This window comes from Lactiplantibacillus fabifermentans DSM 21115 (assembly GCF_000498955.2).
GTDB lineage: Bacteria > Bacillota > Bacilli > Lactobacillales > Lactobacillaceae > Lactiplantibacillus > Lactiplantibacillus fabifermentans.
In genome coordinates this window covers 1-22,019 of sequence record NZ_AYGX02000163.1, presented here as the reverse complement: position 1 = coordinate 22,019, position 22,019 = coordinate 1, and the positions used below count along the sequence as shown (strand labels likewise).

Annotated in this window: 19 protein-coding genes, 21 tRNA genes and 1 rRNA gene; 7 read left to right on the top strand and 34 right to left on the bottom strand. The window is 46.1% G+C overall.

Annotation, left to right across the window (positions count from 1 at the left end; all coding sequences use genetic code 11):
* The first annotated feature begins 300 nt into the window (after positions 1-300).
* Positions 301-1,644, top strand: a complete 1,344-nt coding sequence (gene brnQ, locus DY78_RS13905; RefSeq protein WP_024625506.1) for a branched-chain amino acid transport system II carrier protein — start codon at positions 301-303, stop codon at positions 1,642-1,644.
* 984 nt (positions 1,645-2,628) lie between these two features.
* Here the strand turns inward: brnQ and DY78_RS13900 are convergent.
* Positions 2,629-3,486: a methyltransferase domain-containing protein gene (locus tag DY78_RS13900; protein ID WP_024625505.1), complete on the bottom strand. Its 858-nt coding sequence runs from the start codon at positions 3,484-3,486 to the stop codon at positions 2,629-2,631.
* A 170-nt stretch (positions 3,487-3,656) separates the two neighbouring features.
* Between DY78_RS13900 and rpsN the strand changes: the two genes are divergently transcribed.
* Entirely contained in the window at positions 3,657-3,926 is a 270-nt protein-coding gene (rpsN, locus tag DY78_RS13895) for a 30S ribosomal protein S14 (RefSeq protein WP_024625504.1), read from the top strand.
* A gap of 125 nt (positions 3,927-4,051) precedes the next feature.
* Here rpsN and DY78_RS13890 read toward each other — a convergent pair whose 3' ends face one another.
* Together DY78_RS13890 and DY78_RS13885 are read right to left on the bottom strand one after the other, a co-directional pair.
* Positions 4,052-5,176: an AI-2E family transporter gene (locus DY78_RS13890; protein ID WP_024625503.1), complete on the bottom strand. Its 1,125-nt coding sequence runs from the start codon at positions 5,174-5,176 to the stop codon at positions 4,052-4,054.
* Between the two features lie 21 nt (positions 5,177-5,197).
* Positions 5,198-5,557, bottom strand: coding sequence for a PTS glucitol/sorbitol transporter subunit IIA (locus tag DY78_RS13885; RefSeq protein ID WP_024625502.1), 360 nt, complete (start codon positions 5,555-5,557; stop codon positions 5,198-5,200).
* A 135-nt stretch (positions 5,558-5,692) separates the two neighbouring features.
* Between DY78_RS13885 and DY78_RS13880 the strand changes: the two genes are divergently transcribed.
* Together DY78_RS13880 and DY78_RS13875 are read left to right on the top strand one after the other, a co-directional pair.
* Entirely contained in the window at positions 5,693-6,718 is a 1,026-nt protein-coding gene (locus DY78_RS13880; protein WP_024625501.1) for a lactonase family protein, read from the top strand.
* 20 nt (positions 6,719-6,738) lie between these two features.
* Positions 6,739-7,374, top strand: coding sequence for a copper homeostasis protein CutC (locus DY78_RS13875; protein ID WP_024625500.1), 636 nt, complete (start codon positions 6,739-6,741; stop codon positions 7,372-7,374).
* An 882-nt stretch (positions 7,375-8,256) separates the two neighbouring features.
* Here DY78_RS13875 and DY78_RS13870 read toward each other — a convergent pair.
* Genes DY78_RS13870 through yjbM form a run of 3 tightly spaced genes read right to left on the bottom strand, consistent with a single transcriptional unit; the run spans position 8,257 to position 10,609 of the window.
* Complete coding sequence (locus tag DY78_RS13870) at positions 8,257-9,141, bottom strand: RluA family pseudouridine synthase (protein WP_024625499.1); 885 nt, start codon at positions 9,139-9,141, stop codon at positions 8,257-8,259.
* The gene (locus DY78_RS13865) at positions 9,138-9,944 is read right to left on the bottom strand and encodes an NAD kinase (protein ID WP_024625498.1); all 807 of its coding nucleotides are present in this window, start codon (positions 9,942-9,944) and stop codon (positions 9,138-9,140) included. The genes DY78_RS13870 and DY78_RS13865 overlap by 4 nt, the downstream gene beginning before the upstream one ends.
* Positions 9,945-9,946: 2 nt before the next feature.
* On the bottom strand, positions 9,947-10,609 hold the full coding sequence (gene yjbM / locus DY78_RS13860; RefSeq protein ID WP_024625497.1) for a GTP diphosphokinase: 663 nt from the start codon (positions 10,607-10,609) through the stop codon (positions 9,947-9,949).
* Between the two features lie 295 nt (positions 10,610-10,904).
* Between yjbM and DY78_RS13855 the strand changes: the two genes are divergently transcribed.
* On the top strand, positions 10,905-11,525 hold the full coding sequence (locus DY78_RS13855) for a DsbA family protein (protein ID WP_024625496.1): 621 nt from the start codon (positions 10,905-10,907) through the stop codon (positions 11,523-11,525).
* 137 nt (positions 11,526-11,662) lie between these two features.
* Here the strand turns inward: DY78_RS13855 and pepF are convergent, their stop codons facing one another.
* The 5 genes from pepF to DY78_RS13830 form a co-directional block, all read right to left on the bottom strand.
* Positions 11,663-13,483, bottom strand: a complete 1,821-nt coding sequence (pepF, locus tag DY78_RS13850) for an oligoendopeptidase F (RefSeq protein ID WP_024625495.1) — start codon at positions 13,481-13,483, stop codon at positions 11,663-11,665.
* A 76-nt stretch (positions 13,484-13,559) separates the two neighbouring features.
* A complete protein-coding gene (locus DY78_RS13845) occupies positions 13,560-14,654 on the bottom strand; it encodes a competence protein CoiA (RefSeq protein ID WP_024625494.1) in 1,095 nt (364 codons plus the stop codon).
* Positions 14,655-14,760: 106 nt separating this feature from the next.
* Positions 14,761-15,492 (bottom strand): adaptor protein MecA, encoded by a 732-nt coding sequence (locus tag DY78_RS13840; RefSeq protein WP_024625493.1) that lies wholly within the window; start codon positions 15,490-15,492, stop codon positions 14,761-14,763.
* A gap of 138 nt (positions 15,493-15,630) precedes the next feature.
* Positions 15,631-16,029: a transcriptional regulator SpxA gene (gene spxA, locus DY78_RS13835; protein WP_024625492.1), complete on the bottom strand. Its 399-nt coding sequence runs from the start codon at positions 16,027-16,029 to the stop codon at positions 15,631-15,633.
* A gap of 299 nt (positions 16,030-16,328) precedes the next feature.
* On the bottom strand, positions 16,329-17,072 hold the full coding sequence (locus DY78_RS13830) for an MBL fold metallo-hydrolase (RefSeq protein WP_024625491.1): 744 nt from the start codon (positions 17,070-17,072) through the stop codon (positions 16,329-16,331).
* Positions 17,073-17,201: 129 nt separating this feature from the next.
* Here DY78_RS13830 and DY78_RS13825 point away from each other — a divergent pair, with 129 nt between their 5' ends.
* Positions 17,202-17,702: a hypothetical protein gene (locus DY78_RS13825; protein ID WP_024625490.1), complete on the top strand. Its 501-nt coding sequence runs from the start codon at positions 17,202-17,204 to the stop codon at positions 17,700-17,702.
* A 76-nt stretch (positions 17,703-17,778) separates the two neighbouring features.
* On the opposite strand, the gene gap is transcribed toward DY78_RS13825, so the two are convergent.
* Entirely contained in the window at positions 17,779-18,801 is a 1,023-nt protein-coding gene (gene gap, locus DY78_RS13820) for a type I glyceraldehyde-3-phosphate dehydrogenase (RefSeq protein WP_024625489.1), read from the bottom strand.
* 139 nt (positions 18,802-18,940) lie between these two features.
* Here gap and DY78_RS13815 point away from each other — a divergent pair, with 139 nt between their 5' ends.
* Entirely contained in the window at positions 18,941-19,756 is an 816-nt protein-coding gene (locus tag DY78_RS13815) for a helix-turn-helix domain-containing protein (protein ID WP_024625488.1), read from the top strand.
* Between the two features lie 96 nt (positions 19,757-19,852).
* Here DY78_RS13815 and DY78_RS13810 read toward each other — a convergent pair.
* The 22 genes from DY78_RS13810 to DY78_RS13705 form a co-directional block, all read right to left on the bottom strand.
* Positions 19,853-19,927: transfer RNA gene (locus tag DY78_RS13810), tRNA-Asp, on the bottom strand.
* A gap of 6 nt (positions 19,928-19,933) precedes the next feature.
* Positions 19,934-20,007 (bottom strand) — tRNA-Met (locus DY78_RS13805).
* 9 nt (positions 20,008-20,016) lie between these two features.
* Positions 20,017-20,089: transfer RNA gene (locus tag DY78_RS13800), tRNA-Glu, on the bottom strand.
* 35 nt (positions 20,090-20,124) lie between these two features.
* A tRNA-Ser gene (locus DY78_RS13795) sits at positions 20,125-20,212 on the bottom strand.
* 8 nt (positions 20,213-20,220) lie between these two features.
* Positions 20,221-20,294: transfer RNA gene (locus DY78_RS13790), tRNA-Ile, on the bottom strand.
* 5 nt (positions 20,295-20,299) lie between these two features.
* Positions 20,300-20,370, bottom strand: a tRNA-Gly gene (locus DY78_RS13785).
* A gap of 5 nt (positions 20,371-20,375) precedes the next feature.
* Positions 20,376-20,448, bottom strand: a tRNA-Phe gene (locus DY78_RS13780).
* A 33-nt stretch (positions 20,449-20,481) separates the two neighbouring features.
* A tRNA-Asp gene (locus DY78_RS13775) sits at positions 20,482-20,556 on the bottom strand.
* 6 nt (positions 20,557-20,562) lie between these two features.
* Positions 20,563-20,636 (bottom strand) — tRNA-Met (locus DY78_RS13770).
* Positions 20,637-20,644: 8 nt separating this feature from the next.
* Positions 20,645-20,734, bottom strand: a tRNA-Ser gene (locus DY78_RS13765).
* A 40-nt stretch (positions 20,735-20,774) separates the two neighbouring features.
* Positions 20,775-20,848 (bottom strand) — tRNA-Ile (locus tag DY78_RS13760).
* 14 nt (positions 20,849-20,862) lie between these two features.
* Positions 20,863-20,936: transfer RNA gene (locus DY78_RS13755), tRNA-Met, on the bottom strand.
* A 30-nt stretch (positions 20,937-20,966) separates the two neighbouring features.
* Positions 20,967-21,040, bottom strand: a tRNA-Pro gene (locus DY78_RS13750).
* Positions 21,041-21,046: 6 nt separating this feature from the next.
* A tRNA-Arg gene (locus DY78_RS13745) sits at positions 21,047-21,120 on the bottom strand.
* Between the two features lie 10 nt (positions 21,121-21,130).
* Positions 21,131-21,216, bottom strand: a tRNA-Leu gene (locus DY78_RS13740).
* Between the two features lie 16 nt (positions 21,217-21,232).
* A tRNA-Gly gene (locus DY78_RS13735) sits at positions 21,233-21,304 on the bottom strand.
* A 16-nt stretch (positions 21,305-21,320) separates the two neighbouring features.
* Positions 21,321-21,393, bottom strand: a tRNA-Thr gene (locus tag DY78_RS13730).
* Positions 21,394-21,491: 98 nt separating this feature from the next.
* A tRNA-Lys gene (locus tag DY78_RS13725) sits at positions 21,492-21,564 on the bottom strand.
* 3 nt (positions 21,565-21,567) lie between these two features.
* A tRNA-Val gene (locus DY78_RS13720) sits at positions 21,568-21,640 on the bottom strand.
* A gap of 5 nt (positions 21,641-21,645) precedes the next feature.
* Positions 21,646-21,762 (bottom strand): 5S ribosomal RNA (gene rrf / locus DY78_RS13715).
* 48 nt (positions 21,763-21,810) lie between these two features.
* Positions 21,811-21,883, bottom strand: a tRNA-Lys gene (locus DY78_RS13710).
* Between the two features lie 3 nt (positions 21,884-21,886).
* Positions 21,887-21,959: transfer RNA gene (locus tag DY78_RS13705), tRNA-Val, on the bottom strand.
* Positions 21,960-22,019: the final 60 nt, after the last annotated feature.

Here is a 22,019-nt window from a genome sequence, read left to right as displayed (position 1 = left end):
AGCTGATCTTTTTTGTCCGAACAGCGTTCGGATTAATTTTACAATCTACCTTTTTATTAAAACTAACCGATTCTTTAAAAACGCCTGCTGATAACGGTTGTTAATCCATCAGTCGGCGTTTTTTGTGGCCGGACTGGGCGTTCAAGCCCTTTTTACGCGCATCGCGCCGCTAAAGCGAACTGATCAGTCGCAGTGCTTGCACCGCCCGTTTTTCCGTGAAAAATGATGGCGCTTTAATCGTCTCCTCAGGAAAACATGCTAAGCTAACACTTATTAATCTGTTGTGAAAGTAGTGATCGGATGCAAACCCGTTTAACGAAACGGAACTTAATGTTTATTGGAACCATGTTATTTGGCTTATTCTTTGGTGCCGGTAATTTAATCTTCCCGATATATTTAGGTCAACAAGCTGGTAACCATGTCGGTAGTGCCATCATCGGCTTACTGATTACCGGGATTGGCCTCCCCTTGTTAGGGGTCATTGGCATGGGGCTAACGCGTAGTGATGGCGTTTTTGATTTAGCCGCGCGCGTCAACCGTACGTATGCTTATGTTTTCACCATCGTCTTATACTTGACGCTCGGCCCGTTTTTCGCCATGCCGCGGCTGGCCACCACCGCTTTTCAAATCGGCTTAGCCCCATTTGTCGCTGCCAGTCATCAAAAAGCGGTCTTATTAGGTTTTTCCGTCGCATTTTTCGTCGTAACCTGGCTATTAGCCCGGAACCCTGGAAAAATCATGACTTACATCGGTAAATGGCTCACCCCCATTTTCTTACTATTATTAGGCAGTCTGTTGTTGGTCGCGCTAGTTAAACCACTCGGGGGCTTTAATTTTACCGCCCGCGGTGCGTATGCCAATAGTCCACTTTTGACCGGTTTTACCGAAGGTTACAACACGATGGATGCCTTGGCGTCCTTAGCCTTTGGCATCGTCGTCATTGACGCTATTCGTAACTTAGGCGTCGACGACCCAAACCAAATCGCGGCGGATACCATTAAAGCTGGCATCATTAGTATGTCGCTGATGGCTTTAATTTATGCGCTCTTAGCAATTGTTGGTACGATGAGTCTCGGCCGTTTTGCACCGGCTGCAAATGGCGGTATTACCTTAGCCCAAATTGCCAATGCCTACTTCGGGAGTTTTGGGAACGTCTTATTAGCACTCATTGTCATTATCGCCTGCTTAAAAACATCGGTCGGAATTACGTCGGCCTTGGGCGATGCGTTGCATGACTTGGTTCCAGCCTTACCATACCATGGGCTCATCACCTTCGCCTGCATCGTGCCGGCCATCTTAGCTAATATTGGGTTAACCCAGCTGATTAGCTATTCAACGCCCATCTTAATGTTGCTCTACCCGTTAGCTATCGTCTTAATTATCTTAGCAGTCCTCTCCCCTTGGATTGGCACTTCCCGCTGGTTATACGTGATGACGACGGCTTGGACGTTAATTCCAGCAATCTTAGCCGGAATCGCCGCCTTACCCGCAGCTTTAACCCACATCACATGGGTTGCCGCATTGATTCGGTTAAACGACCGCTTACCACTTGCCAGCCTTGGTCTCGGCTGGACGGTACCCGCGTTAATTGGCCTCGTGATCGGTTGGCTTGGCGCTCAATGGTCAAAACACCACGCCAACTAGCAAAATCGTCCCGAAATTATCCATTCAAATACACTTTAAAAACGCCGCTTGATGAGCTTAATTTCTCATCAGGCGGCGTTTTGGTCTGGCCAAATTGGTGTAAAAGTTGGTGTTATTATATGACATTTCAACATTAATAATGATAGCAGCGGTATGCCATAAATCAAATTTGTGAGTGGTCGGCACTCAGTTTAATCGCCGTTTGACTGCAAACCAAGCCCCCACTAAAAAATGGGTCTTTCCATTCATTGGTGAATCGACAACTAGCGTACCCAACCAAGTCACTGATCACCAATTAATCACTACGTTGGCGGTTACTTCGAAATGATACCACATTTTCTTAAAACAAAATCAATTCAGTAGTGAGTCCGTAGCAATGGCAGTCGCCTTGAAAGTGGCGTTAACTTGACGTTGTTTGTCGCACTTACACCACCGATATCTTTGAAGGTTCTCGCTTAAAGTCGATTATTAGTGGCTAATTTTTAATTATAGCAACCACCATCGAAAATATTCAATCAGCAATTCATATATCTAATTTTTTAAAATTGAACAGTAACTTAGCAGTTGGCTGACCGTAATGGAATCGTCCTGAAAGTGGCGTTAACGGGCGTTGTTGGCCCGTTTACACCACGGACGTCTTTTGAGACCTGACCTTTGGGCTCAAAAGCGAGGTCCAAGACTGCTTCTCAGGCTTGGACCGGTCCCAGGACGATGGAATTACGGTCAGCCAACTGCGGCCAATAACCAACTGCAAGCAAAAAACGGCTTTGAAGCTTGGCGGGTTTTTGCCGAACCTCACATGATGAGGACCAGCTTTTCAAAATTTTGTACACAAAAAAACGCAGTATTTCGGTGTGGGCACGGCGAAACGCTACGTTAATGAAGTACAACTCGGCAGTCACCAACGACATGAATCGATGTTAGCTACCAAACGATTTCTCAAAACTTATGTTAACACCCATAATTCAATCATGCAAGCCTTGTTTACTTGCTCTTAGTCATCGTCAACAAGCTCACATCGATGGTAATCTTAGCTAACCCGGTCGCCTTGGCTTGCGCTAATCGTTCGGCCGAAGCCCCCCAATGTAATGGCGTCATGACCATCAGATCAGCAAAGTCAACGTTTTGTAAATCGAACTCATAGTGAATCGGTTGAATGGTCGCCGTCGGATAATGCGCTTGGAATAAATCAAGGACCTTTTGATTATCATATTGATATTGCCGGTCACCGGGTTCAAAGAACAAGTGGCGCAATTCAATCAAATAATTCGGGTTTGGCACAATCTTTAATAGTCGCCCACCTGGTGCCAAAACCCGTTCAAATTCTTGATAAGCTGAAGGTGAAAAGACATCCATAATGGCAGTAAAGGCGGCATCACTGAACGGCAACTGGGCTAAGTCAGCGACACAATAAAATGCCGGGGTCGTTAATTGGGTGGCGAGGTTGACGCCCGCTTTACTAATGTCAAAACCAATCCCAACATCCTTTGGTTGGGCATGCATCGTCAATAAATCAGCTAACGGCGTCCCTTCCCCACTACCAATATCTAAGATGCGTTGGGGCGCGGCTGGTAATGCGGCATTGATGGCGGCCACGATGGGCTTAAAGAATCCGGCCTGCAAAATCCGCCGACGCGCCGCTAACATGTCCGCGTCATATTCACTTTGGACTTGGTGGGTCAAAAAGTATAACGTCCCTTTTTTCGAGAAGTCCAACTGATGGCCAGCGGGACAAACTAAACTGTGACCATCAATGCGTTCGTATGATTGGTTACAAACGAGACAGCGAAATAAATTTAGCTGGGAGTTGACGAATTGAATCCCACGATCAATTTTTTTCAAAATACGCACCTGCTCTTAATTAATTTCAATTAATGATACCACACGAAACAAAATAGTAGCCATTACGGTTTCGCTGTGGTATTTTAAATAGCGTTCTAAAAAACCAGATAAAGCCAACTTAAATTTGGATGCACCAAAATTCATTTGATGAGTAAGGAGCTCAAATTTTTATGGCTAAGAAGTCCAAGATTGCAAAAGAAAAAAAGATTGAAGCGACCGTTGCGCGTTACGCTACGAAGCGGGCCGAACTTAAAGCGGCTGGTGATTATGCGGGGTTAGCAAAGTTGCCCCGTAACGCTTCCCCTGTTCGGATTCATCGTCGTGACCAATTAGACGGTCGCCCCCATGCCTATTTACGTAAATTCGGCATGTCACGGTTAAACTTCCGTCAACTAGCTCATGCCGGCCAAATTCCTGGTGTGCGTAAGGCTAGCTGGTAAATCAATTTAAAAGTAAACTTGATTCAAACTGCCGATTGGCGGTAATCAAAAGATTAAAAAAATGGTAGCTGACAGAAATGTGATTTCATCAGCTACCATTTTTTATTTAGTCTCAATATATTTAATTAATCATCATTATATAACCCGGACTGCGCCTGATACCAAGCAAATAAATGGGTCACTAAGACTTTTAAGATGGCGTAACCGGGAATCCCAAAAATTACGCCCATTAAGCCAAAAATTTTACCACTAGCCAGTAACACGATTAAAATCGTGACTGGGTGAATCGCTAAACTGCTCCCTAAAACTAACGGTGAAATAACCCGGCCTTCAATCGTTTGTTCAATGACAAAGACGATCAGCACTTTGACGAGCATCCACGGTGAAATCACTAATGCAATTACCACCGATGGCACCATCGCTAAAAATGAGCCTAAGTAAGGAATCAAGTTTAACAAACCAGCCGCGATTCCAAGCGTTAAGGCAAACTTCAAACCAATCAAACTGTACCCAATCGCAAACATCACTGCCACAAAAAATGCGACGGTTAACTGTCCACGAATATAATTACTAACCTGACTATTAATTTCCGTCAATACTTGTAAAAAGCTTGCGCGGCCTTTAGTCGGAATAAATGTGGCTAAATATTTCGGTAACTGATGACCGTCCCGTAACAAATAAAACAAAATAAACGGTGCAGTAATCAAGCCAATAATGACCGTTGTCACGGTGCTCACCACACTCGTCAGTGACGCGACCGTCCCGGTCAAATATTTGGTGAACTTGCCACTCAACAACTTGCTGGCATCCGTGTTCCACTGATCGACCGTTTTACGGACCGATGCTAATTCGGGATCATTCAGCCAATGATTGACTTGGTCGCTAGCGTTTTGCCAATACTTCGACCAGTCATCAATAATCGCCAATGTTTGGGTCCGAATCGTCGGAATAATGGCGACAATCCCCCAAACAACTAGCCCTAAAATTAGCACAAACAAGCCAATAATCGTCCACGTGCGTTTGAGATGGTGTTTACGTTCCAACCAATCCACGAGTGGATTCATTAAGTAATACAAGACCCCCGCCAAAATAATTGGAAAGCCCACAATACTGAAAAATTGTTGCAATGGCGTTAGTAGCCAGTCCACTTGTTTGCCTAAAAAGAAACATGCCAACACTAATAAAATAATGACCAACGTGCGAATCGTCTTTTGACTCGTCCAAGCTGGTCGCGTTGGTTTTGCCTTCAATCGCTGCACCCCTTTAATGCGTTATGGTTCGTAAGTAATGACACTCCCAACTTTAATCGTTGGTAATGACGTTGGTGTTAAGTAAATCCCGTTATCCATTGGTTTAGCCGGCACTTCCGTGAAGTATAAGGTCGCATGACCAATCGACTGTAAGTTAGCTTCAACTAACGGCCCAGCATATTCAACGGTGTAGCGTTGGTCATCAATCGTCAGCTGGCTCCCCGTTTGTAATGGGACGGGCGTGAGCGCCGACGTAAATTTTTGCACAATCGCAATTTGTTGTAATGAAGCTGTTGCCGTCTCATCAAATAAAATCAAAATTGGTTCCGTCGCAGAAATCGCTTGCGGACCAATCGCTTGTACTACCGCTGTCGTTGCCATTTTAACAACACTCCATTCATTTTTTTACATGCCTTTATTGTAGCATAGGCGTTTTCATTTGCGCCAATTTGTCATCGCTTACAATGCGGCCAATTATGCTATACTGAAACTAACACTCAAGGAGGTTTTTTTGGCATGCAAGAACAAATTTTATTTGGGACTTATACAAAAAAAACTAGTGAAGGGATTTACCGGGGCACACTCGACACAACTGCTAAGACGTTAACCAACGATGGCTTAGTCGCAGCCACCAGTAATCCAACTTACTTAGCTTTATCTGCAAAACAACGCTTATATAGTGTTGATAAAGAAAATGATGAAGGGGGCATTGCAGCTTGGCAATTTGATGGTAAAACGGCCAACAAATTAAACGCCGTCATCGCTCCCGGCACCCCACCCGCTTACGTGGCCGTTGATGAAGCCCGGCAACTCGTTTATAGCGCCAATTATCATAAAGGCACGGCGACCGTCATGAAGATTGCAGCTAATGGCGAACTCGAATTGACTGACGAAGTGACCCATACTGGTAATGGCCCCCGTCCCGAACAAGACGGCTCCCACATTCATTACACCGACTTGACCCCTGACAACCGCTTGGTCGCGATCGACTTAGGGAGTGACAAAGTGTACGTCTATAATGTCAGTGATGCTGGCAAGTTAAGCGAACAATCCATTTTAACGATGGATGCGGGCTTTGGGCCTCGTCACTTGGTATTCACTCCAGATGGTCAACACGCTTTCTTAGCGGGTGAATTATCAAGTAATGTCGCCGTCTTAAGCTATGATGCCACTAATGGGACTTTCCATGAAGAAAGTATCGTTAAGACGATTCCCGCCGATTACACGGACCATAACGGCGCAGCAGCCATTCGTTTGAGTCGTGATGGCAAATTCTTATACGTTTCTAACCGCGGTTACAACACGCTCGCCGTTTTTGCCGTTGCTAGTGACGCCAGCTTGACGCTCATTCAACAAATTAGTGTCGAAGGCGATTTTCCTCGTGACTTTGATTTAGACCCTACTGAAGCTTTTGTCGTGGTAGTCAATCAAAACACCGATAACGCAACGCTCTATGCTCGCGATTTAACGACTGGTAAGTTAAGCTTACTACAAAAAGATGTGGCCGTTCCTGAAGGCGTCTGTGTCTTATTTGTCAAATAAAGGATGGATTAACGAATATGTTGTTAAAAGAAGTGGCACTTGAAAACTATACGAATATTCCCGCTGCGATTGCAGCGGGTGCTAACCGCATCGAATTAAATGATAACTTGGCGGTTGGTGGGACCACAGTCAGTCGTGGGGTCATGGCCGAAGCCGCCAAATACACCCAAGAACATGGCATCACTTTAGTGACCATGATTCGCCCGCGCGGCGGTGACTTCGTCTACAACGACACCGAACTTAAAATTATGGAAGCTGACTTATTACAAGCTCAATCCTTAGGTGTTGATGGCGTAGCTTTAGGCGCTTTGACGGCTGATGGCAAGTTGGACGAAGAAGCCATGGCGTTACTCGTCGGGGCGGCTGGTGGCATGAGTGTCACTTTCCACATGGCGTTTGACGCCTTAGCACCCGACCAACAAGCGCCGGCAATGACCTGGCTCGTTGACCACGGGGTAGAACGCATCTTAACCCACGGTGGTCCGCTCACCACCCCGATTGCCGACTGTGTCCCCCAATTGAAAAAGACCTTAGCCTTAGCCGACGGTCGCATTCAAATTTTACCTGGTGGCGGCATTACCGCGGCTAACGTCGATGAAATTACCCAAGCCTTGGACGTTCCCCAAGCGCATGGCACTAAAATCATTAGTTACTAAGCAAGTCTTGAAAAACTTTTGAATACTGAATAGTTGTCGCTTCCGGTCAGCAGTAATTCCAGTCGCTGCTGACCGGAAGCTAAATTACCTATCACTCTGACAAGACCAAGGAGCCGCCATAACAAATTTGTGGCAGCTCCTTGGTCTTGTTGTTCAAATAACAAATGTGATTAAGCAATAACATCCCGAGAACAAATTAAAGTGTGAAGGTACCGATGCTGTTCTTAGTCAAGTGATTTTCTCAGCTCAGAACAAGGACGTTTTTTGAAATTAGCGGCCTTGGCTGAGCTCAAAAACGAAGCTGATTCAAATTGGTCGCCACGACATTCGAACCCTAACCTACTATCAATACAAGAGGTCATTAAATATCAAGTTTTCTCAACAAAATAGCCGTCACCGAGTACAAACGGTGATGGCTATTTTCAGATATTTTAAGTAACATGCGATTCAGCTATCGTTCACATAGAAAAGACAGTTGTCGTGGATGTGCCTTAATTCTACGTGGCTTAAGCCGTGCTTTCTAAAAGTTGGTCACCAATGGCTAGTTATTGATTAGACCAACTACCATCAAGAATGCTCAGCCACAATCCCACTGCGCAAACCTTCGCTAAAATTGAGATGAATTCAGCAGTTGGCTGACCGTAATGGAAGCATCCTGCAGGTGGCGTTAACGGGCGTTTTTGGCCCGTTTACACCACGGACGTCTTTTGAGACTTGGGTTACAGGCTCAAAAAATCGGTCCAAGACCGCTTCTCAGGCTTGGACCGGTCCCAGGACGCTGGAATTACGGTCAGCCAACTGCGGCATTTTAAAGTATCTTCAGGTTCGAACCGGTCGCAATTATCGCTGACACCTCATGGCAACCAAACACCACCCTAGCGCTTAATTTTCAATTAACGCCACCAGATCTTCAGGCAATGGCGCAAAGGTAGTTAACGGTTGCTCAATGAATGGATCGAAGAACTGCAACTGCATGCAATGTAATGCTTGCCGCTCAATGCCCGCATGCAGCGGTCCCCCGTACAATTCATCGCCAAACAACGGATGCCCGGCGTGCGCAAAGTGGACCCGAATTTGATGGGTGCGGCCACTGTGTAACCGCACGCGGACGACGGTCTTATCAGCTAACCGTTTCACGACCCAATATTCGGTTAACGACGGCTTGCCGTCGGGCGTGACCATCCGTTTGATAAACGAATCTGGCGCCCGACCAATCGGACCATCGAACCAGCCGTGATCAGCCGTAATCACACCGCTTACCACCGCCAAATACATTTTACGCATGGCATGGGCCTTTAACTGGTGGTCAATAATTGAATGTGCAAAATGGTGTTTGGCAAATAAGACAATCCCACTGGTGTCGCGGTCCAACCGCGTCGTGATGTGCACGACCTCGTTATCGTAGCCTTGCGCTTGATAGTAGCCTTTAACGCGATTAGCTAGCGTCGTATCCGGTAACGCGTGGGCGGGCACAGAGGCGACGCCAGCGGGCTTATTCACGATTAAATAATCCCGGTCCTCGTATAGCACGTTAATTGGCAGCGTCGACACGCCGAGATGGTCGTTACCAACTTCATCGGGAGTCACCATCGTTACCGTTTCACCACCCGTTAGCATGTGAATCGCTAAAACGGGCACTTCATCGACTAAGATGGCCCCACCATGAAACTTAACTTTTTTCAACAAACTGCGCGTCACGCCATGGGCCGCCAACAACGTTTTGACTTTCATCGGCGTTGACGAGTCGTTATGCCACGTGAATTTCATTGTTCATCATCCAAACCAATGAAGGACGTCCCAACCCGTTTCCAGAAACGGTTATGCCGATGTTGGGCAAAGGCAATCCGCCGATTAGCAATTGAATAACGAATCTGTTGGATGGGCCGCGGTTGCGTGTCCATTTGGTCGGCCGTAAAAATAAAGTGGGACTGTTGTTGCGGTTTAATCGTAATCGTTTCATACGGTGCCACGATGACTGGTGACCCTAACGTCCGGAACACCCGGTTATTGATCGAAGCAATTTCGGCCATTTGTAGCGCATCCAAGCGCGGATGAATCACAGCGCCCCCAACCGACTTGTTATACGCGGTCGAACCGGTTGGCGTCGACACACATAAGCCGTCGCCTCGGAAGCGTTCGAATAACTCATCTTGGATATAAACATCGGCCACCATCGTACTGCCGAGTTTTTTCAACGTCGATTCATTCAAAGCCAAGTAATGATCCGTTTCGCCCGTATCCGCGTATGTAATCTCTACGGACAGTAGTGGATACGTCACACTTTGACCATTATCTTCTTTCAGTCCCGCGACTAATTGGTCGATTTCATAGTCGCGCCAGTCAGTATAGAAGCCCAAATGCCCCGTATGGACCCCGACAAAACGTACTTGGTCCACCATCGCGCTGTAATGATGAAACGCCGATAAGAGCGTCCCATCGCCCCCAACTGATAACACGATATCGGGCGCGAAATCGTCAATTTCAAAACCAGCGGCAACTAATTTTTCGTGCAGTTCAGCCGCGACTTTTTTTGTTCGCGGCACGGAATTAGCAAAAACTGTGACTTTCATACTTACTGATCATCCTTTGTTGACGGTGCATCGTCATTTGGTTGTGAGCCCTTGCCATACGAAAACAAGCTCTGAGCTTCTTGAATTTCTTCGCGAATTTCCGACATTTCTTTATCTAAGCTAAACGCCGCTTCGGCCGCGCGTTGGAGCCGTTGACTCAGATTTTCTGGAAAATCACCTTGATATTTATAATTAAGTGAATGTTCGATGGTGGCCCAAAAGTTCATCGCCAATGTCCGCACTTGGATTTCAGCTAAAATCTTTTTTTCACCACCGACCATCTGGACCGGATATTCAATCACAATGTGATATGAACGGTACCCCGACGGCTTTTCGTTGCTAATATAATCCCGTTCTTCTAAGATCGTCATATCGGTGCGTTTACGTAACAAGTCGACTACTTGATAAATATCTTCCACGAATTGACACATAATTCGTAATCCGGCGATATCTTGCATGTCTTGTTCCAAGCGATCCGGCTGAACTTTTCGCCGCACCATCTTTTCTTTGATACTATCGACTGGCTTAACTCGCCCGGTCACAAATTCAATCGGTTCGTGTTGATTCAAGTCCCGAAATTGCTTCCGCATTCCCCGTAACTTGACTTTTAATTCATCAACGGCTTGTTGATAAGGCAATAAAAAATGACTCCAGTCTTCCATCAAAGCACCTCCGTTTCAAATCCATACCTCAAAAATTGTACCATAATTTTACAGAATAAAAAGCTACTGAGTCCTGGTTTAACAATTAACAGTCGTATCTTAACGAACTCACATTCTAGAAGCAAATTACTTTACGAAATTTCGAATCTGGTCCATGATGATGGTCGAAGGTTTATTTTAAGTAACGACTAGCTAGCTTCAACATAAATAAATTTATGAAATTAAAAACTTGCAAATACCCATTGACTTTTGGTATTCTGCACTATGACGCGAATAGAGAAAGTAGAGGAATTATGACGTGTTAGAAGTGTATTTATTTGTGAATCCATTGGCTACCCAATGTGTGCGCGATGAACAAAACGTATTGCGCCTCGCCAATGATTCAGATAAGCAAATCCAATTCCAATTCGTACCGTTGTTAAATATTAATGTCGTTCAACGAGCCTTGAAGAGTCAAGGGATTCAAGCTGCGGACTGGCAAGCCCAAAACCAACAATCCCAAACGTTATACCGGGTCATTTTAGACTATAAAGCTGCCCTTTTCCAAGGGAAGAAACGCGGCCGCAACTTCTTAATTGCGTTGCAAGCTGCCATGCTTAAAGCCGGTCAACGTTACTCGGAAGAACTCGTGAAAGATGTTGCCCAACAATGTGCGATCGATTTGGATATGTTCATGGAAGACCGCAACAGCGATCTCGCCAAGCAAGCGTTCCACGCTGATCAACGGTTGGCTTCCGAAATGAACATTACGGAAGCTTCATCAGCAGTTGTGTTTGACTGTGATCAATACGATTACGGGGTCTTGTTAGAACATTTTAACTATGCAACATTGTTTGACCTAGTCAATGGTCAACTGGATCCATTCCAGGACTTGGCACACCGCACAAACTGTGCCAACTCGCAATTGCACGTTTTATAATTTTTTGGTATTGCAATCATTCAGGTTAAAAAAGCCACCGTTCAAGCAATTGAACGGTGGCTTTTTTATAAACATAATTATCTTCTAATAAATTTTAGGTGGCGCTGTGACGATGCCCAAAACTAACAATCTGATAGTTAATGGGCGTCAACTTTCCCAACCAACTGTTCAAATTCCGCTAACCGGTCCGCAAATACTTGAAAGGCGTCAGTTAAATAAGCCGTCTTAGTCATATCGACCCCCGCGCCACGCATCACTTCAATTGGGAAATCTGATGAGCCCGCCTTTAAATACCCCAAGTAAGCTTGCACAGCCGCACTATCGTCTGTTGAGACCCGTTGCGCCAATGTGGAGGCCGCCGCAAATCCCGTGGCATACTGATAAACATAGTAATTGTAATAAAAATGCGGAATGCGGGCCCATTCATCAGCAATCTGCGGGTCACTGACGACCGCATCGCCGTAGTACCGTTGGTTGAGCCGACCGTAAAAGTCCGACATCGTATCCGCCGTTAAAGCAACGCCGTTAACATCTTGTTCGTGAATCCATTGTTCGAATTCTGCAAATTGCGTCTGACGATAGACGGTCCCTTTAAAGCCATCCAAATAATAATTCAAGATGTACGCCCGCACTTGCGGGTCAGTTTCGTGCGCCAATAAATAGTTCGTCAACAAATTTTCGTTAGTTGTCGAGGCGATTTCAGCCACAAAAATTGAATAGTCGCCATATTGATAAGGCTGGGTATGCGTCGTGTAGTACGAATGCATACTGTGCCCCATTTCATGCACTAGCGTATATAAATTATCAATATTATCTTGCCAATTCAATAACATGTATGGTGCCGTATCGTACATGCCGGAAGAATACGCCCCACTGCGCTTGCCTTTATTTTCAACGACATCAATCCAACGCGAATTGAAGGCCGTTTTAACGTGCTTAACATAGTCACTACCTAAAACACTTAACGCTTTTAACGCCGTTGTTTGTGCTTCTTCATAGGTATAGTTGAGATTGGGTTTGGCCGTTAGCGGCGTATACATATCATACATGTGCAATTCTGGGACACCCAAAATCGACTTACGTAAGGCCACATATCGATGTAGTAAATCCAAATGATCATCCACGGCCGTGACTAAACTATCATAAACTGTCGTTGGAATCTGATTGCCGGCCAACGCCGCCGCCCGGGCATCTGGATAATGATGGGCTTGCGCATTGAAATTATGCACTTTAACTTGACTAGCTAACGTTGAAGCGAGGGTCCGTCGAAATTGATGATAGACCTGATATAACGCTTTGAACGCTTGTTGTCGAACTTCAGGCTTAACGGATTGAATCAACACGCCATAAATTCCTTGCGAAAGCTTGACGTCATCGCCGGCCTCATTTTGTACGACTGGGAAATCAAAATCAGCATTGTTTAGCACCCCAAACGTCTTTGCTGACGCATCGAAGATATCACCAGCACCAGCCAATAAAGCTTCTTCACTAGCCGATAAAACGTGCCCTTTTTGCAACCGAATCGTATCGAGGAAGTGCCGGTAATCACGTAGCTTAACGTTTTCATCCAAGAACGTATCTAACTGCGCTGGTGAGAGCTTAATTAACGCAGGTTCGAGCCAAGCGGCCGCGGCAGATACTTTAGCCACTAAACTCCCCGCCTGATCATCAAGCGCTGCGTAAGTCCCATTACCCGTATCTTGGTCGCTCTTCAAGCTTGCGTACACGGCGACCTTTTCCACGCGCCGATATAAGGCCAAAACGCCTTCAATACCAGCTAAGACGGTATCAGCCGAGGTGGTAAATGCCTCAGCTAATGCCGGTAACTTAGTCAAATCGGCTTTAACTTGCGCTAAGTCGGCATCAAAAGCGGCTTGATCGGCATAGATTGGGGTCAAGTCCCAAGTTAACGCCGTGGGTACTTGCTCACGCGTTGGTAATTGTTGTGGTGCTCCCATATAAATCCCTCCAAATAAATACTTTAGTTAATTAATAGCCTACCACAGTTTGGAACCAGACCTAGGGGGATTTGTTTTAATATTGAGCGTTTTTTTGCCACCGCAATTGGGCCGGTAATAAGCGCCACCCGGTGGGGATTGCTTGCAGCACTTGCGCCTCCACTAGCACCGATTGCACATGCGCCACCAGTTGGGCCGTTAACGTCGCTAATGACGTCAGTGCGCCCCGCGGTGCGAGCTGTTCGGCCAGCGTGGTCGTTAAAATCGTTGTCAATTTTTCAGCTGAGATTTCTAACGGTTGGGTGCGCAATGCTAAAAACAGGGCCACATACCATGCTAAATACGGCCCCACCAGTAATGGCCAAGCCGCTTGCATCGGCACGGCCCATGCCGGCAATTGGGCTAAAGTTCCACCGTGTTCATAACAGCGTGTCTGTAATGCTTGTAGCCACGGTTGGCGGCGTAAACGGGCTAACACAATTTGGCGTTGATAATGCTGTAAGTGTGCCGCAATTGGTTGCGGTGGGGTTAAGACCGGTCGAAAATGCCAAATCGCTTGCACCGACTGACTCGCACTCGGAAAGTATTGGCGTTGATAACTCAGTGCTTCGCCATCCAAGGTCAAGAGGTTATACAATAAACACAAGCCATTCGTTTTCGTTTGCCAAAACGCGACGTAACAGCCCCAATGCGGATGATATTGCAAAAATTTCAACGCTTTGGCATGCCGTTGTAAATGCCGCTGATAGGGCGTCCCCAATAACCACAATACCCGATACCCGTGTGCCACATAGCCTTGCGTCCGTTCAGCGAGCCGTTCCACCGCCAAAGGTGAGCATTGAAACTCAATCGCCAATGGTGCGTGACCCGGTTGTTGGACTAATAAATCCGGCCGCTGATGCAACGCGCTCAGTGGCGCCTCTAGTTGTACTGCCAAGCCACTGGCCGCAAACCACGCCGCCAGTTGTTGTTTACCTAACAAATGTTCCGTCGTCTCGCCCTCCGAAAAACTCGTACAAACTTGCCCCGCCTGATGCGCAAAATGCGCGGTGATAATCCGCCCGCGTTTTAAGCGGACTGGTGCCAAACATCCCGGACACACATACGTCTGGGTCCGTGGTGCCTGTTTGGCCGCCACTAAAGTTTGCGTACCATCCATCGCCAACAACATCGCTTCGCCCCCTTCACTCACTAGTTACGCAAACACAACCAGGAACCCGTCAAAAAAGCGCGAAAAAAAAGCCCCCAGCATTTGCTGAGCGCTCTAAATAACTTGGTTATTTAAAATAGTGACGAACCGTTTCTAAGGCCGCATTCGACATGATTTTGTCACCATGTTCCAACAGCACGTCCGCCGTCACTTTAGTTTGATGGGCGTATTCCAAAGCCACCGCCACATCGTCTTTTATAACTTCATTGGAAGATTGATCGACAAAAAATACTAATTCTAAGTAATATTTGTCGCGATACTTATAGAGGTTCGAAGCCAAACCATCTGGTCGGAACATCTTGGCTAAAGCAATCACATCTTCAAAGTTGTCGAATTGTAAGACATATTCTTTGGTTGGTGTATCTGGGTCCTCAATATACGGATCCAAATCATTGGTATCTTTAGTTTGATTATGTTGAACGCCCTGTGGTTGGTCAGCACTATCAGTATCAGTTTGCATCAGTTTCCGCTTCAAATATTCAGAAACATCATCTTGCATACTTTCATCATCGGATTGGTTCGGTGACTGAGTCGCCTTCGCAATCGTATCTTGCAAGTTTTCACTGTTTTTACTAATAAATAATTCTAATCCATTTCGATTTGGTAATACTTGGAAAGTCACGGCATCGTTATCTTGAAATTGATGATCAACATCAACTTCTTCTAAGATGCTGTAAAAGAAACTTTCAATTTGTTTATGATTCCCTAGTAAATCTAATACGCGAATACCGCGTTCATTGAGATCGTCGTTGCCAATTAGCACCCGAATCGTATCTTCATTGATTCGTTCCATCTCCATTACAGATCCACCCCTTTCTAAGTGTCAAGGGCCATAATCACTATCACAATTCTAACTTATTTCAGCGCTTTGTAAAGTAATCTATCTGAAAATAAAAAAATTGACTAATTAGCACGCCTAACTAGTCAATTTTTGATTTTAAAGATTCGCTAATTGTTGCGCACGTTGTAATTCAAGTGTCCGAATCTTACGTGGCAAGAAACGCCGAATTTCGTCTTCGTTATACCCAACTTGGAGCCGTTTTTCATCAACCATGATTGGTCGACGCAACAAGCTCGGATCACGACTAATCAAGTCATATAATTCATTTAATGACATTTCATCGATATCCACTTTAAGCTGTTGGAAAGCCTTGGAACGCGTGGAAATAATATCTTCGGTACCCCCTTCGGTCATCTGCAAAATGCTTTTGATTTCATCAATCGAAAGTGGTTCAGAAAAAATATTACGTTCTTGAAAATCAATTTCGTGGTTTTGTAACCAAACTTTTGCTTTCCGACATGAGGTGCAACTTGGTGAGGTATATAAAATAACCATGGGGGGTTCCTCCTTCTGCGTCTCCAACATCACTAATTCCTAATTACAAATATTATTATACATGCTTTACTATTTTTTGTGAATAGTTTTCATAAAAATAGTTTAGAATTATTTCAAATATTGCTGAACACAATTAACCGTTTTGTATTATAAAGTTTAAAAATACCGATTTCAGTGAAATATTTGTCATTTACTAGTTTGTACGCAATTTAGATTTGCCTTATTATTTTCATAAACCGTATAAGCAAATTTCGAATAAAAAAGTGAACTACCAAACTGATAGCTCACGATAAATCTAATTAGCCTAATTTTAATTGCAAATATTTTTGGGCGACCACGACTTTTACCCCATCGCCAGCCGTTACTTGCGCTTCGTGTTGCAATTGATCAAAAGCCACATCTTGTGGTAAATGCGTTAACAACAACGTTTTTACGTGGGCCGCTTTGGCAATCTCGCCAGATTGTGACGAGGTCATATGCCACATTTTGCCGGTCTTATCGGCACCAAAATTTGTATCCGTCATTAACAACTGTGACCCCGTGGCAAACTTGGCTAAATCGGGCACATATGCCGTATCCGCTGAAAAAGTCAATTGTTGTCCGGTCGCGCGTTCAACGATTTTGACGGCAAACGCGGGAACTGGATGCTTCGTTTTCATAAAAGTGACATCAAATGGCCCGATTTGATTAACGGCACTTGGATCATACGCGCGACCTTCTGTGGCCCCGGCCCAAGTCAAGGCCCCAAAGTTCAACGGATCTTCCGTATGACCATAAATCGGCAAAATCGGCGTCTTGCGGTCGCCTTGGCGTAATTGCCAGTAATATTGTAAGACCCCGACATCGGCGGTATGGTCATGATGATAATGGGTCAACAAGACCGCATCTAACTGTAATGGATCCAAAATTTCTTCTAAGGCATTCAACGCCCCCGAACCACAATCTAACAACAGTTGATAGTTACCAGCTGAGACGAGATACGAACTCGTCCCCACCCCATCATATGGATAACCACCATAATAACCTAGTACGGTTAACTTCATCATTATCATTCCCTTCTGCATCTATTTTACCGTAGCTACCGAAAAAAATGAAACCGTTAACCTATCTGTTTTCAATTCATGAAAAAAAAACGTATAATAATAACTGTAATAATTAAGGAGTGATATTTGATGAGTGGAAAGATTTCAGCAACCTTTGGCACGCGGAAGATTTTAACGACGATCCAACAAAAACATGCGGACCGTGACTTGTTGTTAATGCAAGCCAATGCCACCGAAGATCGCTACATGTTACTCGACCTCAGTGGGGAAAAGACGGTATTTGCTAGCCCCGTGTCGTATGACGTGTTATTAGCAAAAGGTAACGATGATTGGCATGGCATGACCAGCTTCATCTTCATTGACTTACCAATCGAAGAACAAAAGGTCTTCAATTCGAAGTTCAGTGCCTTCCGTCATGACTATGAAAAGCCCGATGGTTTAAAGCATTTCTGGATTCTCCGGGAAGCTAAAAACGATGCCGGCTTTGTCATCGTGACGAACTGGCACAGCGACTCCGAATATGCAGTCTGGCTTCGGAGCGAATCATTCAAACCATTTGCCAAATACACCACGACTGATTACGATTACCACGAAAGCCGTTACGCCTTCGTTCGGTCACTTAAATCCTAAGTTGTGTCAGCTAAAAACGCCTCGCAGTTGCGAGACGTTTTTTTATTTATGCTTCAAGCAACGCACCATTGATAGATTAATGTACCAATTTGCTCAAGGTCCGAATCAACTGGCAGGTAAAGCCGTATTCGTTATCATACCAAGCAACCGTTTTAACCAACTGTTGCGTTCCAGCTGCCGTCACTTCAGTTTGGGTTGGGTCAAAAATCGAGCCATACGTGGTTCCAATAACGTCACTCGACACGAGTTGGTCCGCATTATAACCAAACGCGGCATTATCACGGGTAGCGGCGTACATCGCTTCATTGATCACCGTAGTCGTGACGGGCTGACCCAAAATCGAAACTAGTTCCGTCAATGACCCGGATACGACCCCCACCCGCTGCGCATGGCCTTGTAATTTTCCATTGAGCTGTGGCAATACCAACCCAATCGCCTTAGCAGCGCCGGAAGAATGCGGAATCGTATTGACCCCGGCCGCCCGAGCGGCCCGCAAGTTGCCACCACGCACGGGTCCATCTAACAACATTTGCGTACTCGTATAAGCATGCACGGTCGTCATCGTCCCCACTTTTAACCCAAACTTTTGGTCTAAAACTGCTGCCATCGGTGCCAAACAGTTCGTCGTACAAGAACCGGCCGAAACAATGCGGTCATCAGCAGATAATTGGTCATCATTGACACCCACGACAATCGTCCGAACATCCGCACCCGCGGGAGCCGAAATCAAGACTTTTTGCGCCCCGGCAGTGAGATGGGCTTGCGCTTTAGTTTTGCTCGTATAAAATCCGGAACATTCCAGTACGATCGTCACACCGTCGTTTTTGACCCACGGCAATTGCGCTGCCTGAGGTTGGGCATAGACTGGATACCGCTTTTCATTCACCCACAATGCATCAGCCGTTGCCCGAACCGTTGCGGCCAATGTCCCTTGCGTCGAGTCATATTTCAACAAATGTGCTAGTAAATCCGGCGCCGTCAAATCATTGATGGCGACAACTTCCAGATCAGTCGCCCCCTGTGCCTGCAAATCCAAAATCCGCCGAAATGCTAGCCGACCAATCCGGCCAAACCCATTAATCCCAATTTTTACTGTCATCATCATGACCTCCATATAATTGATAGTGTTGTGATGTTTAACAACAACTACACTATACCGAGCCTCCTTGGCGGCAACCAGCGGCAGTTTGTCCTAGGATAACGACTCCTATGCTATGATATGGTTAGGAGTGATACTTATGAATGAAAAAGTTATCGGACATTTTTTAGCCTATAAACGCGCTCAAGTTGACCCCGCTATCTTAGGGATTACTGACTTAACTCATCGCCGCGTAGCCGGCTTACGGCGTGATGAAGTGGCTGAACGGGCCCATATTAGTACCGATTGGTATACCCGTTTAGAACAAGGCCGGACCGGTTTGAATCCTTCTCCAGACGTTTTACTCGCCATTAGTCACGTCTTGCAGCTTACCGTGAGTGAACAACAGTATTTATTTAACTTGCTAGGAGCGCAATTGCCTGCTGACGAGCCGCGGATTGGCACCCTTGAACCCAGCTTAGTGCAACTATTGCACGCGCAAACGCCTAACCCGGCCGTGATCCTAGATCAGCTTTTAACGATTCAAGCTAGTAATCTAGCATATGACGCCGTCTACGGCCCCCTGAAGGCGCGTAACCGGATTGAGTATAATTTACTATGGCAAGTCTTCAACGCCCCACAGCAGCGTCAATTAGTGACTGATTGGACCGACTATGCGTATCAACGAGTCGCTCAATTCAGACAGCTATACAGCCGCTATCCCGACGACCCGACTTTATATGCGGTTTATGATGCACTTAAACCTGAAGCGACTTTTCAAGCTGCTTGGCAAGCTTTAGCAACTGATAACTTCAGTCCCACCCCGCGCTTGCTCATCCATCCGCAAGTCGGTACCTTGTATTTAAATGAACTCGTCTTACAACCACTTGGCCAAACTAATTACTTGCTAATTAAATCGGCCGCTGACCAAGCCAGTCTGCAGCGCCTGCAAAATCTCGTGGCCAGCCAACACTAATTTCCGGTGATGTTCAATCATTTTTAATGATTAACACCACTGTATTTTTATGCAAAAAAAAGACATTCAATTGAATGTCTTTTTCGATATATATGACGGTCCGTACGAGACTCGAACTCGTGATCTCCTGCGTGACAGGCAGGCGTCCTAAACCAACTAGACCAACGGACCATATAATTGCGGGAGCAGGATTTGAACCTACGACCTTCGGGTTATGAGCCCGACGAGCTACCAGACTGCTCCATCCCGCGATAATATGATGACCCCTACGGGATTCGAACCCATGTTACTGCCGTGAAAGGGCAGTGTCTTAAACCACTTGACCAAGGGATCATATTAATAACAAAACAATAATACTATGGAGCTAACGGAGAAGGAGGGATTCGAACCCTCGCACCGCTTGCGCGATCTACACCCTTAGCAGGGGCGCCTCTTCAGCCACTTGAGTACTTCTCCAAATTAAATGGGCCTAAATGGACTCGAACCATCGACCTCACGCTTATCAGGCGTGCGCTCTCACCAACTGAGCTATAGGCCCATAAAAGCGGGTAACGAGAATCGGACTCGCGACAACAGCTTGGAAGGCTGTGGTTTTACCACTAAACTATACCCGCATCTATGGCGCGGGACAGAATCGAACTGCCGACACATGGAGCTTCAATCCATTGCTCTACCGACTGAGCTACCGAGCCATTTTAGCCATAAAACTATTAAATTTGTTGAAACGGTCCGTACGAGACTCGAACTCGTGATCTCCTGCGTGACAGGCAGGCGTCCTAAACCAACTAGACCAACGGACCATATAATTGCGGGAGCAGGATTTGAACCTACGACCTTCGGGTTATGAGCCCGACGAGCTACCAGACTGCTCCATCCCGCGATAATATAAGGAGGATGAGAGATTCGAACTCTCGCGTGGTTTGACCCACCTGACGGTTTTCAAGACCGTTCCCTTCAGCCAGACTTGGGTAATCCTCCATAAAATGTAACTAGGAACACGTCCACTATAATTAGTAGATGGACCTTGTAGGACTCGAACCTACGACCGGACGGTTATGAGCCGTCTGCTCTAACCAACTGAGCTAAAGGTCCAAGCTCTATTCCTATCGCGGCAGGGGGAATCGAACCCTCGACCTCCCGGGTATGAACCGGACGCTCTAGCCAGCTGAGCTACACCGCGATCTGTTAAATAACCAATATGATTACTTAATCGGGAAAACAGGATTCGAACCTGCGACCCCCTGGTCCCAAACCAGGTGCTCTACCAAGCTGAGCTATTTCCCGCTATAATGCACCCAGTAGGAGTCGAACCTACAACCTTCTGATTCGTAGTCAGACACTCTATCCAATTGCGCTATAGGTGCATAATTAAAATGCCGAGGACCGGGATCGAACCGGTACGGTTATCACTAACCGCAGGATTTTAAGTCCTGTGCGTCTGCCAATTCCGCCACCCCGGCAACACTTTTGGTACAAAGCGGAAGACGGGATTCGAACCCGCGACCCCCACCATGGCAAGGTGATGTTCTACCACTGAACTACTTCCGCATATTTATTCAGTTAATGCCGACTAGAGGATTCGAACCTCCGACCCCCTGTTTACAAGACAGATGCTCTGCCAGCTGAGCTAAGTCGGCATACCTCATCGATTAACACAACTATAACATCATATCATGTTCAGTTACATAAATCAACAAAAACTTGAAACTAATTTGAAACTTTTGAACCGTAACAATGAGCCGTGACAGGCTCGAACTGTCGACCCTCTGATTAAAAGTCAGATGCTCTACCAACTGAGCTAACGGCTCAAATGGAGGATACAGGGCTCGAACCTGTGACCCTCTGCTTGTAAGGCAGACGCTCTCCCAACTGAGCTAATCCTCCAAAATGCATGGCAACGTCCTACCCTCGCAGGGAGCGATCCCCCAACTACTATCGGCGCTAAGAAGCTTGACTTCTGTGTTCGACATGGGAACAGGTATATCCTTCTTGCCATCGTCACTACACTATTGAGACAAAATATTTAATTGTCAACATTTAACCTGGCGGTTAAATGAGCCGTGACAGTCTCGAACTGTCGACCCTCTGATTAAAAGTCAGATGCTCTACCAACTGAGCTAACGGCTCAAATGGAGGATACAGGGCTCGAACCTGTGACCCTCTGCTTGTAAGGCAGACGCTCTCCCAACTGAGCTAATCCTCCAAAATGCATGGCAACGTCCTACCCTCGCAGGGAGCGATCCCCCAACTACTATCGGCGCTA

Bases quoted from the DNA above. Each gene is read 5' to 3' on its own strand.
- DY78_RS13880 (WP_024625501.1), top strand. From the start codon at position 5,693: ATGCAAGAACAAATTTTATTTGGGACTTATACAAAAAAAACTAGTGAA.
- spxA (WP_024625492.1), bottom strand. From the start codon at position 16,029: ATGGTTATTTTATATACCTCACCAAGTTGCACCTCATGTCGGAAAGCA.
- rpsN (WP_024625504.1), top strand. From the start codon at position 3,657: ATGGCTAAGAAGTCCAAGATTGCAAAAGAAAAAAAGATTGAAGCGACC.
- DY78_RS13840 (WP_024625493.1), bottom strand. From the start codon at position 15,492: ATGGAGATGGAACGAATCAATGAAGATACGATTCGGGTGCTAATTGGC.
- DY78_RS13885 (WP_024625502.1), bottom strand. From the start codon at position 5,557: ATGGCAACGACAGCGGTAGTACAAGCGATTGGTCCGCAAGCGATTTCT.
- brnQ (WP_024625506.1), top strand. From the start codon at position 301: ATGCAAACCCGTTTAACGAAACGGAACTTAATGTTTATTGGAACCATG.
- DY78_RS13825 (WP_024625490.1), top strand. From the start codon at position 17,202: ATGAGTGGAAAGATTTCAGCAACCTTTGGCACGCGGAAGATTTTAACG.
- DY78_RS13815 (WP_024625488.1), top strand. From the start codon at position 18,941: ATGAATGAAAAAGTTATCGGACATTTTTTAGCCTATAAACGCGCTCAA.
- DY78_RS13830 (WP_024625491.1), bottom strand. From the start codon at position 17,072: ATGAAGTTAACCGTACTAGGTTATTATGGTGGTTATCCATATGATGGG.
- DY78_RS13865 (WP_024625498.1), bottom strand. From the start codon at position 9,944: ATGAAAGTCACAGTTTTTGCTAATTCCGTGCCGCGAACAAAAAAAGTC.
- gap (WP_024625489.1), bottom strand. From the start codon at position 18,801: ATGACAGTAAAAATTGGGATTAATGGGTTTGGCCGGATTGGTCGGCTA.
- DY78_RS13845 (WP_024625494.1), bottom strand. From the start codon at position 14,654: ATGTTGTTGGCGATGGATGGTACGCAAACTTTAGTGGCGGCCAAACAG.
- DY78_RS13870 (WP_024625499.1), bottom strand. From the start codon at position 9,141: ATGAAATTCACGTGGCATAACGACTCGTCAACGCCGATGAAAGTCAAA.
- pepF (WP_024625495.1), bottom strand. From the start codon at position 13,483: ATGGGAGCACCACAACAATTACCAACGCGTGAGCAAGTACCCACGGCG.